The organism is Methyloversatilis sp. (genome assembly GCF_965284615.1).
GTDB lineage: Bacteria > Pseudomonadota > Gammaproteobacteria > Burkholderiales > Rhodocyclaceae > Methyloversatilis.
This window is the reverse complement of sequence record NZ_OZ260098.1, coordinates 2,108,456-2,126,324: the sequence shown is the minus strand read 5'-3', so window position 1 is coordinate 2,126,324 and position 17,869 is coordinate 2,108,456. Positions and strand designations below refer to the sequence as shown.

General features: G+C 66.5%; 17 protein-coding genes. 6 read left to right on the top strand and 11 right to left on the bottom strand.

Going from position 1 to position 17,869, the window contains the following annotated elements:
• Positions 1–8 precede the first annotated feature (8 nt).
• Positions 9–1,826: an EAL domain-containing protein gene (locus ACQ66H_RS10190; RefSeq protein ID WP_430433925.1), complete on the bottom strand. Its 1,818-nt coding sequence runs from the start codon at positions 1,824–1,826 to the stop codon at positions 9–11.
• Positions 1,827–2,020: 194 nt separating this feature from the next.
• Here ACQ66H_RS10190 and ACQ66H_RS10185 point away from each other — a divergent pair, with 194 nt between their 5' ends.
• Positions 2,021–2,635, top strand: a complete 615-nt coding sequence (locus ACQ66H_RS10185; protein WP_430433924.1) for a hypothetical protein — start codon at positions 2,021–2,023, stop codon at positions 2,633–2,635.
• A 133-nt stretch (positions 2,636–2,768) separates the two neighbouring features.
• On the opposite strand, the gene ACQ66H_RS10180 is transcribed toward ACQ66H_RS10185, so the two are convergent.
• Positions 2,769–4,418, bottom strand: a complete 1,650-nt coding sequence (locus ACQ66H_RS10180) for an aminotransferase class III-fold pyridoxal phosphate-dependent enzyme (protein ID WP_430433923.1) — start codon at positions 4,416–4,418, stop codon at positions 2,769–2,771.
• 35 nt (positions 4,419–4,453) lie between these two features.
• On the opposite strand from ACQ66H_RS10180, the gene asd reads away from it, so the two are divergent.
• The 4 genes from asd (at position 4,454) to ACQ66H_RS10160 (ending at position 6,534) form a co-directional block, all read left to right on the top strand.
• Entirely contained in the window at positions 4,454–5,332 is an 879-nt protein-coding gene (gene asd, locus ACQ66H_RS10175; protein ID WP_430433922.1) for an archaetidylserine decarboxylase, read from the top strand.
• Positions 5,333–5,441: 109 nt separating this feature from the next.
• The gene (locus ACQ66H_RS10170) at positions 5,442–5,630 is read left to right on the top strand and encodes a hypothetical protein (protein WP_430433921.1); all 189 of its coding nucleotides are present in this window, start codon (positions 5,442–5,444) and stop codon (positions 5,628–5,630) included.
• 12 nt (positions 5,631–5,642) lie between these two features.
• Positions 5,643–6,026 carry a hypothetical protein gene (locus tag ACQ66H_RS10165; RefSeq protein WP_430433920.1) on the top strand — a complete coding sequence of 128 codons (384 nt, stop codon included), beginning with the start codon at positions 5,643–5,645 and terminating at the stop codon, positions 6,024–6,026.
• Between the two features lie 136 nt (positions 6,027–6,162).
• Positions 6,163–6,534 carry a hypothetical protein gene (locus ACQ66H_RS10160; RefSeq protein ID WP_430433919.1) on the top strand — a complete coding sequence of 124 codons (372 nt, stop codon included), beginning with the start codon at positions 6,163–6,165 and terminating at the stop codon, positions 6,532–6,534.
• Between the two features lie 6 nt (positions 6,535–6,540).
• Here the strand turns inward: ACQ66H_RS10160 and ACQ66H_RS10155 are convergent, their stop codons facing one another.
• Positions 6,541–7,584, bottom strand: a complete 1,044-nt coding sequence (locus ACQ66H_RS10155) for an HD domain-containing phosphohydrolase (protein WP_430433918.1) — start codon at positions 7,582–7,584, stop codon at positions 6,541–6,543.
• A complete protein-coding gene (locus tag ACQ66H_RS10150) occupies positions 7,585–10,944 on the bottom strand; it encodes an MHYT domain-containing protein (RefSeq protein WP_430433917.1) in 3,360 nt (1,119 codons plus the stop codon).
• Between the two features lie 53 nt (positions 10,945–10,997).
• Here ACQ66H_RS10150 and ACQ66H_RS10145 point away from each other — a divergent pair, with 53 nt between their 5' ends.
• Positions 10,998–12,011, top strand: a complete 1,014-nt coding sequence (locus tag ACQ66H_RS10145) for a hypothetical protein (protein WP_430433916.1) — start codon at positions 10,998–11,000, stop codon at positions 12,009–12,011.
• An 82-nt stretch (positions 12,012–12,093) separates the two neighbouring features.
• On the opposite strand, the gene pqqE is transcribed toward ACQ66H_RS10145, so the two are convergent.
• The 7 genes from pqqE to zapE form a co-directional block, all read right to left on the bottom strand.
• Positions 12,094–13,251: a pyrroloquinoline quinone biosynthesis protein PqqE gene (pqqE, locus tag ACQ66H_RS10140; RefSeq protein WP_304009025.1), complete on the bottom strand. Its 1,158-nt coding sequence runs from the start codon at positions 13,249–13,251 to the stop codon at positions 12,094–12,096.
• Positions 13,248–13,520, bottom strand: a complete 273-nt coding sequence (gene pqqD / locus ACQ66H_RS10135) for a pyrroloquinoline quinone biosynthesis peptide chaperone PqqD (protein WP_430433915.1) — start codon at positions 13,518–13,520, stop codon at positions 13,248–13,250. Before pqqD ends, pqqE begins: the two co-directional genes overlap by 4 nt.
• 8 nt (positions 13,521–13,528) lie before the next feature.
• Positions 13,529–14,257 carry a pyrroloquinoline-quinone synthase PqqC gene (pqqC, locus tag ACQ66H_RS10130; protein WP_296811294.1) on the bottom strand — a complete coding sequence of 243 codons (729 nt, stop codon included), beginning with the start codon at positions 14,255–14,257 and terminating at the stop codon, positions 13,529–13,531.
• The gene (gene pqqB / locus ACQ66H_RS10125; RefSeq protein WP_430433914.1) at positions 14,254–15,171 is read right to left on the bottom strand and encodes a pyrroloquinoline quinone biosynthesis protein PqqB; all 918 of its coding nucleotides are present in this window, start codon (positions 15,169–15,171) and stop codon (positions 14,254–14,256) included. The genes pqqC and pqqB overlap by 4 nt, the downstream gene beginning before the upstream one ends.
• A 144-nt stretch (positions 15,172–15,315) precedes the next feature.
• Positions 15,316–15,390 carry a pyrroloquinoline quinone precursor peptide PqqA gene (gene pqqA / locus ACQ66H_RS10120; protein ID WP_008060142.1) on the bottom strand — a complete coding sequence of 25 codons (75 nt, stop codon included), beginning with the start codon at positions 15,388–15,390 and terminating at the stop codon, positions 15,316–15,318.
• 123 nt (positions 15,391–15,513) lie between these two features.
• Positions 15,514–16,389: a hypothetical protein gene (locus ACQ66H_RS10115; protein ID WP_430433913.1), complete on the bottom strand. Its 876-nt coding sequence runs from the start codon at positions 16,387–16,389 to the stop codon at positions 15,514–15,516.
• A 322-nt stretch (positions 16,390–16,711) separates the two neighbouring features.
• Positions 16,712–17,857, bottom strand: a complete 1,146-nt coding sequence (gene zapE, locus ACQ66H_RS10110) for a cell division protein ZapE (RefSeq protein ID WP_430433912.1) — start codon at positions 17,855–17,857, stop codon at positions 16,712–16,714.
• Between the last annotated feature and the right edge of the window lie 12 nt (positions 17,858–17,869).

Genomic DNA, 17,869 nt, shown 5'->3' with positions numbered 1-17,869 from the left:
TGACGGCTTCACGCCACGTCGAGCGCCGGCACCTCCGGCGTCGCGTCGTTGGCGCTGCAACCGGCGGTCTGCACGTGCAGGCCGCCGCCGCTGGCCTTGGCCTGCCGTTTGGCGCTGGCTGCGGCCGAAGCGACCTCCTCGGCCGTACGGAAGCCGCCGCCCTGCCCCAGCACCACGCCGGCACACAGCGTGGTGAGCGGAAAGCGCGTGCGGTTGCCCTTGCGATCCTCGCCCTCCATGTGACCGCTGGCCAGCTCCTCCGCATTGAACAGGCCGCGCGCCTCGGCATTGAAGCGGGCGATGATGCGCTCGCAGCGCGCCTGCCAGTCCTCGCTCTGGAACAGCACGATGAAGTCGTCGCCACCGACGTGGCCGACGAAGTCACGCAGCGGGTCCGCCTCCTGTTGGATGCTGCGCGCCGCCAGCTTGATCATTTCGTCGCCGCGGTAATAGCCGTAGAGATCGTTGAAGGGCTTGAAATTGTTCAGGTCGAAGTAGGATGCCGCGTAGCTGGCCCGCCCCGCCATCAGCCGCTGCAGGTGTTCGGTGATCGGAATGTTGCCCGGCAGGAAGGTCAGCGGATTGGCGTGACGCGCGGCTTCGATGCGCATTTCGGTCACCGCGCGCACCAGGCTTTCGCCGGTCGCCACGCCGACGTAGCGGCCGTGTTCGGTGACGACGAAACCATCGTACAGATAGCGCTGATCTTCGCCCGCCAGCACGGTGCTCATCGATTCCAGCGGCGTGCTGCGCTCGACGCGCAGCGGGTTCGGATTCATGAACAGCGCACACGGCCGCTTGCCGTACACCTCCTTGTGATACGGCTGGGTGTACAGGTCCATGAAGCTGCGCCGGTTGATCAGCCCGACCGGAATGCCCTGCTCCAGCACCGGCAGCGCCAGCAGCTCCGGGTGATCGGCAAACACCTGCACCACCGACAGGTTGGGCGTGTCCGGCTCGACCGCAGGCGCCGAAATCGCCAGCCGGCTCACCGTGCCGGTGCTCATGTCGCGATGCGGCGTGTCCGGCAGCACCGCGATCTGCCGCGACTGCATCAGCGCGATCACCGCCGGCTGCATGTGGCTGACCGTCTGGCCCTGCGGCCGCCCGAGCAGATAGCCCTGGCCGAAATGCACACCGAGATCACGCAGCACCGCCAGTTCGGCCTCGTGTTCGATGCCCTCGGCCACCAGTTCGGCGCCGAAGGAGCGCGCCAGCTGTACGGCGGCACGCACCGCCTCGACGCGTCGGCTGTCGGTGTGGATGCCGTGCGTGAAGTAGCGGTCCAGCTTCACCCGCGGCGGCGCCAGTTCGGCCCACAGACGCAGGCTGGAGCGCCCGTCGCCGAAGTCGTCGAGCGCGACGACGATGCCCAGTGCCGACAGCCGCGCCTGGCTGACGCGCAGCGAATCGACGTCGGTCACCCGTTCGTGTTCGGTCAGTTCCAGCACCAGGCGTGCCGGTGACAGCGCGTGCCCGGCCAGCAGCGACAGCAGGCCGACGCAACCCTCCGAGCCGAGATGACGGATGGTGCCAGCGCTGCAATTGACATAGAGCTGGCCCGGCGTCGCCGGATCGAACTGGCGCACCGCCGCCTCGACGCAGGCGATTTCGAGTTCGGCTTCGAGGCCGATGGAACGCGCAGTGGCGAACAGCACCGCTGGCAGGTGCAGCGCGCCGCCCTCGGGGCCGCGCACCAGCGCTTCGTGCGCCACGACGGCCGCGTCATCGAGGCGGACGATGGGCTGGAACACCATGCCCAGCGCGCGGCCATCGATCAATGCGCGCAGCGCGGTCTGGTTCAGCTTGTCGGAAGAGGTGTGCATGTCTGTCTGTTGTATTCATGGACCCGAGTGCCTATCGGCAGCGAGGCCGCCAGCTTTCGTGAAGCTTCGGTGAAGCTTTCGCTACGCGCGGCGAAGTCGGATCGAGATGCGGATCTGTCACCAATTCTTAGACGAACTGCATTCCGGCCGTAACCCTGTCTTCCTAGTCTTGCCACACTCACAGGAGGACTTACATGCATTCCTTTTTCGAAGAACTGCGCACCCAGCGCTGGGACGATCACCGCTACTACCACCACAGCCGCATCAACCAGGCGCTGCACCTGCTCAGCGCGCTGAGCTTCCTGTGCGCCTATGTGATGCTTTTCGTCGATCCGGTGATCGCCGCACTGCTGAGCTGGGGCGTGGCCATGGTGTCGCGCCAGGCCGGCCACTTCTTTTTCGAGCCCAAGGGCTACGACCACGTCAATCAGGCGACGCACGAGCACAAGGAAGACATCAAGGTCGGCTACAACCTGCGGCGCAAGGTGGTGCTGATGGCGATCTGGGCGGCGTCGCCGCTGGCGCTCTACATCGACCCGACGCTGTTCGGCCTGTTCGAGGCGCACGCCGACGCGCGCGGCTTCCTCTACAACATGTCGGTCACCTGGATCGCCATCGGCATCGGCGGCCTCATCTTCCGCACGCTGCACCTGTTCCACCTTCAGGGCGTGCAGACCGGGCTGGTGTGGGCGACCAAGATCGCCACCGACCCCTTCCACGACGTGAAGCTCTATCACCGCGCGCCGCTGGCGCTGCTGCGCGGCGAACTGATCGATCCGATGCACGCGCAGCACGCAGCGAAGGCCTGAGTTGCGCGCAGACTTTCGGCTCGACGGCAAACGGGGAAGGGCATCGCCCTTCCCCGTTTTCATCTGCGTGGTCCGGATTGCATGCGTGCCCGATGGGCGCAGCGGACCGGGGGCACGCCGGTCCGCCGGCGGCTCAGCGCTTCCGTGTCAGCATTTCACGCAGGATGCGCCGGCGTATGCCCTTGTTGCTGGCGCCGGGCGGCGTCCACCACCAGCCGTCGGCTTCCATCTTCGTCGCCGCCGCGACGAAGCGCTCGCACACCGCGTCGAAATCGCTGTCGCCATAGTTCAGGCTGAAGATGAAGCGGCCGGTACCGACCCAGCTCAATGCCAGACCTTCGGCGCGCAGGTAGTACTGCAGCATCCAGTTGTAGCGCGACGGTACGGTGTAGGTGACGGTCCAGATCGACTGCATGTGGGCGACGCGCACCGGCAGACCGTCGGTGCGCAGGCGCTCGTTCAGGCGCTCGGCGCGCGCGTCCCACACGGCGTCGGCGTCGCGGTAGATCGCCTCGATCTGCGGCGTGTCGAGCAGCTTCAGGAATTCGTTCATCGCGGCCATCACGTGCGGATGCGAATTGAAGGTGCCCCGGGCGAAGCAGATGTCGGCCGGCCGGTCGTCGCGGTAGCGCTTCATCAAGCGGTGCGGGCCGCAGACGACGCCGACCGGATAGCCGCCACCCAGCGTCTTGCCGTAGGTGACCAGATCGGCGCGCACGCCGAAATAGTCCTGCGCGCCGCCCTTCGCCAGCCGGAAGCCGAGGAACACCTCGTCGAAGATGAGCACGATGCCGCGCGCGGTGCACACCTCGCGCAACTGCTGCAGCCAGGCGGTATAGGCCGCGCGGTCATAGCCGGCGCGGCGACCGCCATCGACCAGCGACGAGTCGCCGGGCGCGCCGGCATTCGGGTGCAGCGCCTGCAGCGGATTGACCAGCACGCAGGCGATGTCGCGCCGGGTGCGCAGCACGCGCAAGGTGTCGGCGTGCATGTCCTTCAACGTATAGGTGTGCTCGGCCGCGGTCGGATTGCCGACGCCCGGCTGCACGTCGCCCCACCAGCCGTGGTAGGCGCCGCAGAAGCGCACCAGATGACTGCGGCCGGTGTGATAGCGCGCCAGCCGCACCGCCTGCATCACGGCCTCGGTGCCGGACATGTGAAAGGACACCTCTTCCATGCCGGAGATCGCGCAGAGCCGCTTCACGTTGTCGGCCAGCAGCGGATGGTAGGCGCCGAGCACCGGACCGAGCGCCTCGACCGCCGCCGCGCCGCGTGCCATGCAGCCCTTGTAGAGGTCGTAGCCGAACACGTTCACGCCGTAGGAGCCGGCGAGGTCGTAGAACACGTTGCCGTCGAGGTCGGTCAGCGTGACGCCGGCCGACGACTGCACGAAGGAACCGGCCTTCAGATGGCTGCGCACATGGCGGCTGAACTGGAATGGCACGCGGTAGCTGCCGGTGAACTGCATGTCCGACACCATGGACTGCGTGTCGTCGGTCAGCGCGCGGGTACGCGCGAAACGCTGTGCGTACAGCGCGGCCAGTGCCTCAAAACCATTGCGACGACGGGCGGCCACGTCGTCCGGCGCGCCGTCGGCGATGTAGAAGCCCGTTTCGTCGAATTCATAGAAGGGCAGCAGCTTCGCCACCCGCCGCGACATTTTCGAATGGCCGGCGAGCGAGCGGTGCTTGGCCCGCGAAAGCTGGAGCCGGCGGTGCAGCCGCGGCAACAGCGCTGCCAGCGCCGCGGCGCCGGCCACATAGAGAGGAAGGGATTCGTTCATATGTTGCACATGTATCAGCGCGAGGTTACGCAACCGTGACTGCACGCACCCTGTTCCAGCGCCTGCTGGCCAACGACGCACTGAATTTCGCGCTCACCAACCGGCTGCCGCGCGCGACACTGACTCGCTGGTTCGGCCGCTTCAGCCGGATCGAGCAGCCGCTGGTGCGTGATGTGTCGATTGCACTGTGGAAGGCTTTCGGCGAGGTCGATCTGTCGGAGGCGAAGAAGGCGCGCTTCGCCAGTCTGCACGACGCCTTCATCCGCGAACTGCGGAACGGCGCCCGGCCTCTCGACCCGCGGCCCGAAGTACTGGTGAGCCCCTGTGACGCCATCGTCGGCGCGCTCGGCCGCATCGACGGCGACACGCTGCTGCAGGCCAAGGGCATGCGCTACACGCTGGGCGAACTGCTGGGCGACGACGCGCAGGCCAGTCAGTTGCGCAACGGCCACTACGTGACACTGCGCATCACGGCGTCGATGTACCACCGCTTCCACGCGCCGACGGACTGCCGCGTCGAGCAGGTGCACTACTTTCCGGGCGATACCTGGAACGTGAATCCGCCGGCGCTCGATCGCGTCGAGCGGCTGTACTGCCGCAACGAGCGGGCCGTGCTGACGGCACGGATGCGCGACGGAACGCCGCTGGTCATGGTGCCGGTGGCCGCCATTCTGGTTGCCAGCCTGCGCCTGCACTGCATCGACCTGACGCTGCACGCGCGCTACGCCGGACCGCATCGGCTGCGCTGCGAGTTGACCGTCAGCCGGGGGGAGGAAATGGGCTGGTTCGAGCACGGCTCGACCATCATCGTGCTGCTGCCCGCGCGGGCAGCGCTGGCGCCGCAGGTCAGCACCGGCGAGCGCATCCGGATGGGTCAGGCGCTGTTCGCGCCGCCTCCGGGGGACAGCGTGTAGGACAGTCCCGACACGCTGCAGCGCGGCGCACCGACGGAACTTTCGACGCCAGATGAAGAAGATGCCATCGCGGCGCACGTGCGCCGACCACCCCAACAGGGAGCCCGACATGAACATCCATCGCACCGCCGCCGCCACCCTCTTCGCCGCTTTCGCCTTTACGCTGGCTGCCTGCGAGCAGGAAGGTCCGGCCGAACGTGCCGGCAAGGCGCTCGACAACGCGGTCGAGAACGCCGGCGACAAGATCGAGAACGCCGGCGACAAGGCCAAGGACGCGCTGGACGAAGCACGCAAGTAGGAATCGCGCCCCATGCACGCCGCGCCGATCACCTTCGCCGTGCTGTCCGGGCTGCTGCTCGGGGCGTGCGCGCGCCAGCCCGACACCGCTGCGATCGCCGACAGCCGTACCGCCGAGGCGGCGATGATCGCGGCGGCCACGCCATGGTCCTACGGCGTCGAAAGCCCGTATGGCGAAATCGTCCGTATCGACATGCTGTGGCCCCTGGTCGAGCAGCCGCTGGAGCCGCACCCGCCCGATGCACCGAAGCAGGATGGCATCGCGCCGCCCGGGCGCTACAGCATCAGCATCATGCTGGAGAGCGGTGAACTGCGTACGGTCGTGCGCCCGAGTCTGGGCAATCTGCGCGTGGGCGATCGGGTGCGACTGTTCGGCGAGGTGATGCTGCGCAGCTAGCGGGACTCAGTTCGGGCATCTGTGCCGCGACTTAACGCATGGACACAAATCAGACATCGGCAGAGAGGATTCCGCCACGGCAAGCGCGCGTGGGATCACTAGAATCCGTCATCCGACCTTCTGACGGACGACGTTCGTGTCCTGCTTCCGCCGCGCTCTGCCGCTCCTGCTGTGTTCGCTGCTCGTCGGCGTCTCCACGAATGCCCTGGCGGCCGATCGCCGGGGCTACGCGGACGCGCTGCGGCGTGCCGACATCGAGCGCTCGCGTACAGATCACGAGTGCGACCGCGTCGCCGCCGAACTCAGGGACGACTGTCTTGCGCGCAGCAGGATGCGCTACGAAGCAACGCTCGATCAGGCGCGCAAGCTTTTCCCGGGCGAGGCCATGACGCCACTGCTGCCCGACGAGGCAGCGGCCTACGAGGCGGAACTGGCGGCCTGCAGCACACTCGGCAACAAGGACAGATCCGGCTGCGTGCTCGACGTGAAGCGGCGCTTCAGGCGCTGAACGCGCTCAAGGGGCGTCCGGCGCTCGTTCGGACCAGCGCTGCTTGATTTCCAGCACCTGCGGCAGACAGTCGAGGAAGAGGTCGACCAGCCGCGGCTCGAAGTGACGTCCCTTCTGTTCGATCAGCAACGCACAGGCGTCCTCGACCGACCACGCCTTCTTGTAGGGCCGCTCCGAAGTCAGCGCATCGAACACGTCGGCGATGGCGACGATGCGCGCCTCGATCGGGATCGCGGTTTCGCGCAAGCCGTGCGGATAGCCCGAACCGTCCCATTTCTCGTGGTGCCCGCTGACGATGCGCCGGGCGACGGCAAGCAGGCCGCTGTCGTGTTCGCCGATGATGCGCACGCCGATATCGACGTGGCTCTTCATGATTTCCCACTCGGCGTCGTCGAACTTGCCGGGTTTGCGCAGGATGTGGTCGGGAATGCCGATCTTGCCAATGTCGTGCATCGGTGCCGCATGCAGCAGTTCCTGCGCACGCTGCTCGCTCCAGCCGGCGGCCCGCGCGAGGATGCATGCGTAGTGGCTCATCCTGATGACGTGCAGACCGGTCTCGTTGTCCTTGTATTCGGCGGCCAGACCAAGCCGCTGTATCACCTGCAGGCGTGTCTCGATCAGTTCGCTCACGCTGACCAGTGACAGATGGGTGCGTACGCGCGCACGCACGATGGCGGGACTGACCGGCTTGCAGATGTAATCGACGGCGCCGAGCTCCAGACCGCGCGCCTCGTCCTCGACATCGCTCAGCGCGGTAACGAAGATGACCGGCACGCGTGCCAGGCACTCGTCCGCCTTCAGCGTGCGGCAGACCTCGTAACCGTCCATGTCCGGCATCATCACGTCGAGCAGAATGATGTCGGGCCGCTCGACCTGCGCCAGTTCGAGCGCCCGCCGGCCGTCGCGCGCGAACAGCAGACGGTAGTTACCCTGCAGTATCTGCTTGAGCACCTGCAGATTGGATGGCTCGTCGTTCACGCAGAGCACGGTCTTGCGTGCGTCACCCGCGTCGCTGGCGGCGTCGGTCATCCGTTGTTCGAGCCTGTCCATTCAGGCCTCCGCCTCGTGCAGTTGCGCCGCGTCGGTCGTCTGCATTGTGACGATCAGGGTGCGCAAGTGTTTCATCGCAAGCAGCCCGTCGAAATTCTCGACTGCCTCGGCGAGCGGACCAAGCTGCGCGCGCGCGGGATGCTTGCCGACCGAAGCGAGCAGCCGCGCCAGCGTGAGATCATCGAATTCGCCCCGCTCCAGCGCCTTCAGCAGGGTGTCGGCATGGGTGAGGACGGCCTGTACGTCGCAGCCCGCCTCCGCCTTCGCCACCGGTCGCTCGGCCACGGCGCGCCAGCCGGCGACCTCGCTGCCCAAGGCCGACAGCGCGGCCCCGACGTCGGCGATACGCGCACTCAGTGCCAGCGGCTGTTCGGTCGCTGCAGCGTCCTCCAGGCCGGCCAGCGTGGCGGCCAGCTGCACGGCCCCCAGATTGGCCGCCACCCCGCGCACGCGGTGCGTCAGCGCACGCAGCCCGTCGCGCGCCGGCAGCGCGGCGAGACGATCCAGTTCCTGCGTCAGTCCGGTGTTCTCGTCGAGCAGCCGCTGCATGCCCCGCTCGACACGCTCGTGGGTGCGCCACAGTGCGAGTGCGCGCTTCATGTCGATCACCGGGTCTTCCGTGCGCACGTCTGTGCGGTCCTCAGCGACTGCCGTTCGCAGGCCGAGCACACGCGCGGTCTCGGCGTACAGCGCCTCAAGATCAATGGGCTTGGTGGCGAATCCGTTCATGCCTGCTCTGCGCGCCGCCTCGCGGTCTTCGTCGAGCACGCTGGCGGTCAGCGCGATCACCGGCACCGGTGGCCGGCCGGCACGCAGTTCGGCGGCGCGGATGGCCCGCGAGGCGTCCAGCCCGCTCACGCCGGGCATGTGAAGATCCATCAGGATGAGGTCGAAACGTTCGGCGCTTGCCCGAACCACCGATTCGGTCGCCTCGGTGCACGACGCCACCTCGTGTCCGTCTCGCGTCAGCAGGGAAGCCAGCAGTTCGACGTTCTGCTCGACGTCGTCGACGACGAGCACCCGCATCGGCGGCAGCGCCGTCGGTGACGCCTGCGCTGCGACGGGCGCGCGGCCGGGCCGCAGGGGCAGCGTGAAATGGAAAGTGCTGCCGGCCCCCGGCGTACTGCGGGCACCGATCCGGCCGCCCATCAGTTCGACCAGCTGTCTGCAGATGGACGTACCGAGACCCGTACCGCCAAAACGGCGGCTCATCGACGCGTCAGCCTGGGTGAAGGGTTCGAAGATGGCATCGAGTCGCTCAGGCGCAATGCCGATGCCGGTATCGCTGACCGCGAAATGCACGCCGTCCGCCTGCACCCGCACGGTCACCACGACTTCGCCGCGCTCGGTGAACTTGACCGCGTTGCCGATCAGATTGGTCAGTACCTGGCGGATGCGCAGCGAGTCGCCGCGGTAGTAGCGACCGACCCCGCTGCCAATGTCCACGCGCAGCGTCAGTCCCTTGTCGGCGGCCTGCACGTTCAGCGTCATCACCAGCTGGTTCAGCAGTTCGGGCAGGTCGAAATCGAGCACTTCGAGTTCGACCGCGCCGCGTTCGAGCCGGGCGGTATCGAGGATGTCGTTCAGCAGGCGCAGCAGCGAACGCGCGGAATTGCCGACGATTTCCAGCGGGCGGCGATGCTCGGCCGGCAGTTCGCGGCCGAGCAGCACGTCGGTGAAACCGATGATGGCATTCATCGGCGTGCGTATTTCGTGGCTCATGTTGGCGAGGAAGGCCGACTTCGACGCGGCGGCCTGTTCGGCGCGCTCCTTCGCCGCGCGCAATTCCTGCTCGATCTCCCGCCGCTCGGTGATGTCGAGGATCACGCCATCTATCCACTTGATGTCGCCGTCCTCGTTGCGCACCGCCGAGCCGTGCTCCCACATCCAGCGGACGGAGCCGTCGGCGTGGGTGATGCGGTACTCGACGATGAAGGGCCGGTGGTCGCGGATCGACGCCTCGACCACCTTCCAGGTGTGTGCGACGTCGTCCGGGTGTGTGATGTCGTTGAAGGTGCGAATGGCGTTCTCACCGACGAAGTCGGAACTCGGGTAACCGGTCAGCGTCTGCGTGGCGTCGCTCATGAAGAGCATGGTCCAGTGCGCGTCCATCAGGCAGCGGTAGGCCACACCCGGAATGTTGCCGATCAGCGAGCGCAGCTGCGCTTCGCTTTCGCGCACCGCACGGGCCATTTCCTTGAAGCTGGAAATGTCGGCGATGTAGCAGACGAACATGTCGCCCTCGCGCAGGCTGGCGTGGCCGATCGACACGTGCATCGGCAGTTCGCTGCCGTCACGACGACGACCGGTGATTTCGCGCCTGCGGCCGGACAGCGCAGGCACGCGCGTGCGCCTGAACTCGGCCAGATAGGCCGCGTAGGTTTCACTTTCGTCGGGCGCCAGCAGCAGACCGAAGTCGCGCCCGCGCATTTCCGACTCGCGCCAGCCGAACATCTGTTCCGCGGTCGGGTTCATCGTCTGCACGATGCCCTGCGCGTCGAGCATGACGACGCCGTTGACCGGTGTGGCGAGCAGCGCGCTCATGCGCGCCTCGCTCGCACTGAGCTGATCGACCATCTGCCGGTAGCGCAGCAGCGCATTGGTGCCCATCGCGAAACCGGTCAGCCCGATGGTGCCGATCACGACGACAATGCTGAGCACCAGGGTATCGACATGCGGCGCACTTTCGGCGACGCCTGTGAAACGGGCGGCCGCCATACCCGCGTAGTGCATGCCGGCGATCGCCAGTCCCATCACCGTTCCACTGACCGCCAGGCGAAGCCGGCGATCGGAAATGGGCACGAAGAACTTCACCCACAGCGCCAGCGTCGCCAGTACCACCGCCACCGCGATCGACACGCCGAACATCAGTGGGTCGTAGCGCAGCTGCGCTTCCATGTGCATGGCCTGCATTCCGGTGTAGTGCATCAGGCCGATGCCACCGCCCATCAGCACGCCACCCGCCAGCAGTTCGCGCGGCGTCAGCGAGGGGCGCGTCATCAGCTGTATGGTTGCCAGCGCGGCGAGCAGGCTGGGCAGCATGGAGGCGAGCGTGATCCACGGGTCGTAGCGCACGGTCACGCACAGGTCCAGCGCCAGCATCGCGATGAAATGCATGGCCCACACGCCGCCGCCCAGCGCCAGGCTGCAGCCGAGCTTGATCAGCCACGCCATGCGCTGGTGCGGCGTCTGTTCCGACTGGCCGACCGTGTACAGCGCGACCAGCGAGGTGAGGACGGCCACCAGCAGCGACAGCGCAACCAGCGCCGGATCGTGCGTCATCGGCAGGATCAGCGCAGCGTCGTCGGTGCCGGAGGTGAAGAAGTTCTGCATCGTGCCGAAGTGACGTATGGTGGGCATTGCCGCTCAGCACGGCATCTTTGTCACTTACGGCGGTTTCGCCCGGCGCCTTGATGTTCCGACCCGCTTTTTTTCCCTACACCGAGGAAGATCGTCACTGTTTGCCCGGAGGGTGCGGCGAGACCGGTCATGTCGCCCGGCGCATCTACACCGTCGTGCAGCGCGTTTTCAGGCGGCTGAAGCCGTTGAAGCGTTCTCTGCTGCTGCTCGCAGCGGTGACGCTTGGTGCGCAGGCGGACGACCGGCTGTCCTTCGCCGTCTGGGGCGACATGCCCTACAGCCGGGTCGAGCGCGAGCTGGCGGTCGATCTGCTGGCCGAGCAGGCCGGTCAGCCGCTCGCCTTCTCCCTGCACATCGGTGACCTGAAAAGCGGCAACCAGCCCTGCGACGACGCGCTCTACGCCGACCGGCAGGCTCTGCTGGCGGGTTCGCGCCATCCTGTGGTGCTGCTGCCCGGCGACAACGACTGGCTGGACTGCACCCGCGCGTCGGCCGGCGGCCATGATCCGTTCGAGCGGCTGGACGCCCTGCGCCGCCGATTCTTCAGCGCGCCTCCCGCGTTGCCGCTGCAGCGGCAGGCCGCCGCGCCGGAGAACACCCGCTGGCTAAGTCATGGCGTACTGTTCATCGGGGTGAACCTGCCGGGCAGCCCCCTGCCCGACAACGCCGCCGCGCGGGAATTGCGCCGCAACGTGCTCGACTGGCTGGACGAGGCCGCGGCGCTGGCGGATCCGCAGACCGTTCGTGCGACGGTGATCGCCTTCCACGCCCATCCGGGCTTCGCGGCGCACGGGCGCGGCGGGGTGTCAGTGCGCCATGCGTGGTTCCTCGACCGGCTGGTGGCCTGGGCGAAACATGACCGCCGACCGCTGCTGCTGATACACGGCGACACGCATACCTACCGGGTCGATAAACCCTTGGTCAACCCGGCCACTGGCGAACGCTTCGAGCACGTGACACGGCTTGAATCGCACGGCTCGCCGTGGCTGGGCTGGACGCGGGTGGATGTGGACAGCGCTGCGCCCGCCCCCTTCCGCTTCCAGCCCTACCGCCTGTCCCGCGACTGACGCGACGCCGCCCGGGCGCCGGAATGAAAAAGGGCGCATCCAGATGGATGCGCCCACAGCGGCGACCTGCGTTGACGCGGGATCAGAACGGACGATCGAGTTGCAGCGATTCCTTCGGGCCGCGGTAGATCAGCGGCTTCACCTGCTGCGGGTTGCCCGGAATCTGCGCCTGCTCCACCGCGGCGACGATCTTGTGGTGGAAGGGCGACTTGTCGCACACCGGGTCGGCGGCGGCCGGGTCGTTGGCGATCATGTAGGCCTGGCAGCGGCAGCCGCCGTAATCCTTTTCCTTTTCCGGACAGCTCGAACAGGGCTCCTTCATCCAGCCGGTGCCGCGATAGCGGTTGAAGCCTTCCGACTCGTACCACACCTCGCGGATGCCCATCTCGCGCACGCTCGGGAATTCCAGCCCCGGCAGCATGCGCGCAGTGTGACAGGGCAGCGCACGCCCGTCCGGCGTGATGGTCAGGAAGATGTTGCCCCAGCCGTTCATGCACTTCTTCGGCCGCTTCTCGTAGTAGTCGGGCACGACGAAGAACAGTTTCATCTTGTTGCCGTGCTTCTCGCGCCATTCGTTGGTGATGCGCTCCGCACGCTCCAGCTGTTCGCGCGACGGCAGCAGCTGGTCGCGATTCACCTGCGCCCAGCCGTAGTACTGCGTGTTGGCCAGTTCGACGTACTCGGCATCGATGTCGTCGGCCAGTTGCAGGATGGCTTCGATGTGATCGATGTTGTGGCGGTGGATAGTGCAGTTCATCACCATCGGGTAGCCGCGCGACTTGATCAGATCGGCCGCCCGTCGCTTCAGGTCGAAGGTGCGGGTGGACGACAGGAAGTCGTTCATTTCGCGCGTCGAGTCCTGGAAGGACAGCTGGATGTGGTCCAGCCCCGCCTCCTTCAGCGCGTCGATGCGCTTCTCGTTCAGGCCGACGCCCGAGGTGAGCAGGTTGGTGTAGTAGCCCAGCCGGTGCGCCTCGGCCACCAGCAGTTCGAGGTCGTCACGCAGCATGGGCTCGCCGCCGGAAAAGCCGCACTGCACCGAACCGAGCGCGCGCGCCTCGCGCAGCACCTTGAACCACTCTTCGGTCGTCAGTTCGTCCTCATGCTTGGCGAAGTCGACTGGGTTGTAGCAGTAGACGCAGTGCAGCGGGCAGCGATAGGTCACCTCGGCCAGCAGCCAGAGCGGCGGCCCTATCGTCGCCGCTTCCTGAGCGGCTTTCGCTTCGGCGAGATCGGTCATGTCGTTTCCACCCACTTCTGTTGCAGTGCCAGTTCGACGAAGTTGATCACGTCCTGCTGCAGGCCCTGCGCGTTGAAGGTCTGTTCCAGATCGGCGGTGATGTCGCCCACGTTCGCCTCACCTGTGCAGCGCTTCAGTATTTCGCCCGCGCTCTGGTTCAGCTTCACCATGCCTTCCGGATACAGCAGCACGTAGGCCTTTTGAGCCTCTTCCCACTGGATGCGGAAGTGGCGGCCGATCTTCGGCACCGATGCGGTCGTGACGGTCATTTCGGCACTCACTTGTTCACGCCGTAGGCATTGGCCATCGCGTCGTTCATCGCCCACAGCACGTCGAGCTTGAACTGCAGGATGTTCAGCGCGCGTTCCTGCATTTCACGCGTGTTGAAGTAGTTCAGCGTGACCGCCAGGCCCTGCTCCACGTCGCGGCGCGCCTGCGACACGCGGTTGCGGAAATACTGCAGGCCGGTCGATTCGATCCACGGATAGTGCTCGGGCCAGTTGGCCAGGCGCTCCTTGTGGATCTTCGGCGCGAACAGTTCGGTCAGCGACGAGCACACCGCTTCCTGCCACGGGCGCTGACGGGCGAAATTGATGTAGGCATCGACCGCGAAACGGACGCCGGGCACGACGTGGCGCAGATCGACGATCTCCTCACGCGTCAGACCGGTGGCGATGCCCAGCTTGATCCACGCCTCGATGCCGCCCTCGTCGCGCACCACCGAGCCGTCCGGCCCGGTGATTTCGTAGCCGTCGTGATCGAGGATGCGCTGTATCCACTGGCGACGGATTTCGCGGTCCGGCGTGTTCGACATGATGGCCGCGTCCTTCACCGGGATCGCGATCTGGTAGTAGAAGCGGTTGGCCACCCAGCCGCGGATCTGTTCCGGCGTCGCCTTGCCGGAATTGAGCATCACGTTGAACGGATGGAAGATGTGATAGGCGGCGCCCTTGTCGCGCAGCTTGGCTTCGAATTCTTCGTGGTTCCAGGGCTGTTGCGTGCTCATAGCGTGATGTCCATTCCGTCGTACGAAACTTCGATGCCGTGCGCGTCCAGCTCGCGGCGCTGCGGGCTGTCCTCGTTCAGGATCGGGTTGGTGTTGTTGATGTGGATGAGGATCTTGCGCGTCGTCGTCGGTAGCTTGTCCAGCCACTCGATCATGCCGCCCGGGCCGCTCTGCGCCAGATGGCCCATGTCGCGCGAACGCTTCTTCGACGCGCCGAGCGCGATCATTTCGTCGTCGCTCCAGCAGGTGCCATCGACCAGCACCACGTCGGCCGCCTGCATGGCCGCCCATACCTGCGGTTCGATCTCGACCAGACCCGGTGCGTAGTAGATCTTCTTCCCGCTCTTCGCGTCCTCGATGGTGACGCCGACGTTGTCTCCGGGCACCGGCTTGTCGCGACGCGGCGAATACGGCGGCGCGTTGCTGCGCAGCGCGTGCGCGCGAAATTTCAGTCCGGGTGCGCCGGCAATGGTGAATTCGGTGTCGTCTATGCCCAGCTCGTTCCACTCGATGCCGCAGTAGTGGCCGAGCAGCTTGAACAGCGGATTGCCTTCGGTCAGGTCCTGGCGTACCGGTGCGGTGGACCAGATCTGGTGCGGCTGGCGATGCTCGCGCAGCATGTAGAGGCCGGTGGTGTGGTCGATCTGGCCATCGATCAGCACGATGGCCTTCACTGCCGTGTCGCGCAGCGCCCGCGCCGGCTGCAGCTCGGGGAACTGCTGGAACTGCGTCAGGATGTCGGGCGAAGCGTTGAACAGCACCCAGTTCTCGTTATCGCCACTGACCGTGATCGACGACTGGGTGCGTGCGCGCGCCTTGATGGTGCCGCGGCGCAGGCCGTCGCAGTTGGGACAGTTGCAGTTCCATTGCGGAAAACCGCCGCCCGCGCCGGAACCGAGTACGTGCAGTCGCATGCTTCTCCTCCATCGTTGGCCATCGAGGGCCTGATTTCTTGTGCCGACGGCCGTTCCGGGCGTCGGTTGATTCAGGGCCCGCGCCGCAGCGGGGCCGGAAAGACGGGGTGCCCGGCAGGGCGAACCTGCCGGGCGATCGCAACCTTAGCGGTTGGCAACGTACATCGTGATTTCAAAGCCAAAACGCAGGTCGGTTGCCTTCGGGGTTTCCCAGCTCATGGTTTTCTCCTGACAGTCGGTTTAAGAATGTGCGTCGTCATCCAACGCACCTTCAGTATCACCACCCGTCCCCGCGCCCGCGTCGCGGGCGGATTGAAGCGCGGCTAGGGAAATTCATGAAGGTCATTGCACGACATCGACCTTCACCCAGACCCGCCGCTGCGACTGCGCGTCGCGGGTACCGTAGCGGATCACTCCACGCTGGCTCACCTGTTCGTCGTGGCCGGACGAACCCAGTTCCATCCACTCGCCAAGCCGGCCGCGCAGCGTACTGACCAGCCGCGCCGAGCGCACCTCGCCGTACTGGGTGTCGGACAGCGACTCCTTCTGCGGAGAAATGTCCAGTGTCACCTGCTCGCCATTGACGCGCGGCATCGCGTAGAAGCCGCTCGAAATGTCGCGGTACTGCGTGCCCTGACTGACCACCGCGCCGCGTGGCCCGACCACCATCTGGGTGAAGGGAATGGGCGTCGAGCTGCCCGCCTGGATGAAGGCGGCACCGCCCTCGACCACCTGCACGCGCTGCGACAGACGGTCTGCCGCGTCGCCGCGGGTAGACCACACCCGCGTCTGTACACGGCTGTCACCGCTGCGTCCTTCGATCACCGCACCTTCGCGGCCGCCATCCGGCACGCGGACGCCCGCGTTGCCGGCACGGATGTCGCCTGACACGGCCACGCCGTCACGTCCGATCGAGTCATCGTTGTCCTGGCGCACCGAAATCATCAGGCTGCGCAGCGGCGTATCGAGTGCGTCGATCGCCTGCTTCACCGCCGCGCGGGTGGCCGCGTCGGCGCGGATGAAGATGCGGTTGTTGGCGCCCGACAGTGCGGCGTCGTCGCCGACCAGCGGGCGCAGCGCGGGCAGCACCTGGTCAGGCGTGCGGTGCTTCAGCGGAATGATGTCGAGCTTGACCTGGGCTGCCGCAGCGAGCGGCCACAGCAGGCAGAGCAGCAGCAGTCGTCGGCACAGCGGACGGAACATGGCGGAAATGGGCATCGGGCACCTGCGACAAGTGGGCTTTACGCGAGTGTAGACGCCCGACGGCGGGGAAAGGTCCGGTCTTGAGGACAAGGCGGGGACCGCGGCACCCTGCCGGAGCAGTGTCCCGGGCGCGACCGCCGCGCTCTGGCGAGGGACGGTATTTGATCGCAGGCCCTGTCGCGGTCAGAAGACCGCTCCTACAAGGGCTGAGCAAGGCCTGCGGCTTGAGCCTGGACAGGGATTCTGTGGGAGGGGTCTTCTGACCCCGACTGCAGCGTGTGTGCGGGAGACGGCGTCCGCACACACGCTGCGTCCGCGGTTCGAGAAAGGTGCCCGATCAGGCGGCGACCGTCAACATGCTGCCGGCGAAATCGACGCGGTGCGCCGACGCCAGGTACTCGCGCGTGCGCATTTCGATCAGGCGGCTCACCGTGCGGGTGAACTCGTTGGCGTGCGGGCCGTCGGTGTAGAGATCTTGCGCCTCGACTTCGGCCGACAGGATGAGCTTGACGCGGAAGTCGTACAGCACGTCCACCAGCCAGGTGAAGCGGCGCGCTTCGTTGGCCTGGTCGCGCCCCATCTTCGGCACGTTGGATATCAATATGGAGTGATAGCGGCGCGCCAGTTCGAGGTAATCGTTCTGCGAGCGCGGACCACCGCAGATTTCATCGAAGTCGAACCAGGCCGCGCCGAGCGAGCGGTCGCGCGTCTTCAGCGTGCGACCGAGGATCTCCAGCGGGCCCGGTGGGCAGGGTTCGCCGCAGATCTGGCGGAAGTCGTCGGCCAGTTTGGCGTCGGCGTCCTGGCCGCCCGGCACCATGAAAATGTCCATCCGTTCGAGCGAGCGCAGGCGGTAGTCGATGCCGGCGTCGAGTTCGAACACTTCGAGCCGCTTCTTCAGCAGCTCGATCGTGGGCAGGAAGTTCTGCCGCTGCAGGCCGTTCGGGTAGAGCCCGTCCGGCGGATAGTTGGAGGTCGCGACGAACACGACGCCGCGCTCGAACAGCGCGTTGACCAGACGGCCGAGGATCATCGCGTCGGCGATGTCGGATACGTGGAACTCATCGAAACACAACAGGCGGGTCGCCCGGGCGATGTCGTCGGCCACCTGCGCCAGCGGATCGGCTTCGTTCTTGTGCTTCTTCAGCGCTTCGTGGATCTGCTGCATGAAGGCGTGGAAATGCACGCGCTTCTTACGACGATAGGGCACGGCGTCGTAGAAGCAGTCCATCAGGAAGCTCTTGCCGCGCCCTACGCCGCCCCAGAACCAGACACCGCGCGGGGGCTGCGCGCGCGACAGCAGCTTGCGCAGCTGGGTGCGGCGGGCCGCCTTGAAATCGAGCAGCTCGCCGTACAGCTTCTGCAGCCGCTCGGCGGCAGCGCGCTGCGACGCGTCGGCGTTATAACCGCGCACCTTGAGCTGGGCCTCGAAGGTGTCCAGCATGCCCCGCTCGGGAACGTTCAGTATCTTGTGCGGAGGCATGTTGCGCGGGTC

Bases quoted from the DNA above. Each gene is read 5' to 3' on its own strand.
- pqqE (WP_304009025.1), bottom strand. From the start codon at position 13,251: ATGACCGATCTCGCCGAAGCGAAAGCCGCTCAGGAAGCGGCGACGATA.
- ACQ66H_RS10115 (WP_430433913.1), bottom strand. From the start codon at position 16,389: ATGCCCATTTCCGCCATGTTCCGTCCGCTGTGCCGACGACTGCTGCTG.
- ACQ66H_RS10170 (WP_430433921.1), top strand. From the start codon at position 5,442: ATGAACATCCATCGCACCGCCGCCGCCACCCTCTTCGCCGCTTTCGCC.
- ACQ66H_RS10145 (WP_430433916.1), top strand. From the start codon at position 10,998: ATGTTCCGACCCGCTTTTTTTCCCTACACCGAGGAAGATCGTCACTGT.
- ACQ66H_RS10165 (WP_430433920.1), top strand. From the start codon at position 5,643: ATGCACGCCGCGCCGATCACCTTCGCCGTGCTGTCCGGGCTGCTGCTC.
- ACQ66H_RS10150 (WP_430433917.1), bottom strand. From the start codon at position 10,944: ATGCCCACCATACGTCACTTCGGCACGATGCAGAACTTCTTCACCTCC.
- pqqB (WP_430433914.1), bottom strand. From the start codon at position 15,171: ATGCGACTGCACGTACTCGGTTCCGGCGCGGGCGGCGGTTTTCCGCAA.
- zapE (WP_430433912.1), bottom strand. From the start codon at position 17,857: ATGCCTCCGCACAAGATACTGAACGTTCCCGAGCGGGGCATGCTGGAC.
- pqqD (WP_430433915.1), bottom strand. From the start codon at position 13,520: ATGACCGTCACGACCGCATCGGTGCCGAAGATCGGCCGCCACTTCCGC.
- ACQ66H_RS10190 (WP_430433925.1), bottom strand. From the start codon at position 1,826: ATGCACACCTCTTCCGACAAGCTGAACCAGACCGCGCTGCGCGCATTG.
- ACQ66H_RS10155 (WP_430433918.1), bottom strand. From the start codon at position 7,584: ATGGACAGGCTCGAACAACGGATGACCGACGCCGCCAGCGACGCGGGT.
- pqqC (WP_296811294.1), bottom strand. From the start codon at position 14,257: ATGAGCACGCAACAGCCCTGGAACCACGAAGAATTCGAAGCCAAGCTG.
- ACQ66H_RS10180 (WP_430433923.1), bottom strand. From the start codon at position 4,418: ATGAACGAATCCCTTCCTCTCTATGTGGCCGGCGCCGCGGCGCTGGCA.
- ACQ66H_RS10185 (WP_430433924.1), top strand. From the start codon at position 2,021: ATGCATTCCTTTTTCGAAGAACTGCGCACCCAGCGCTGGGACGATCAC.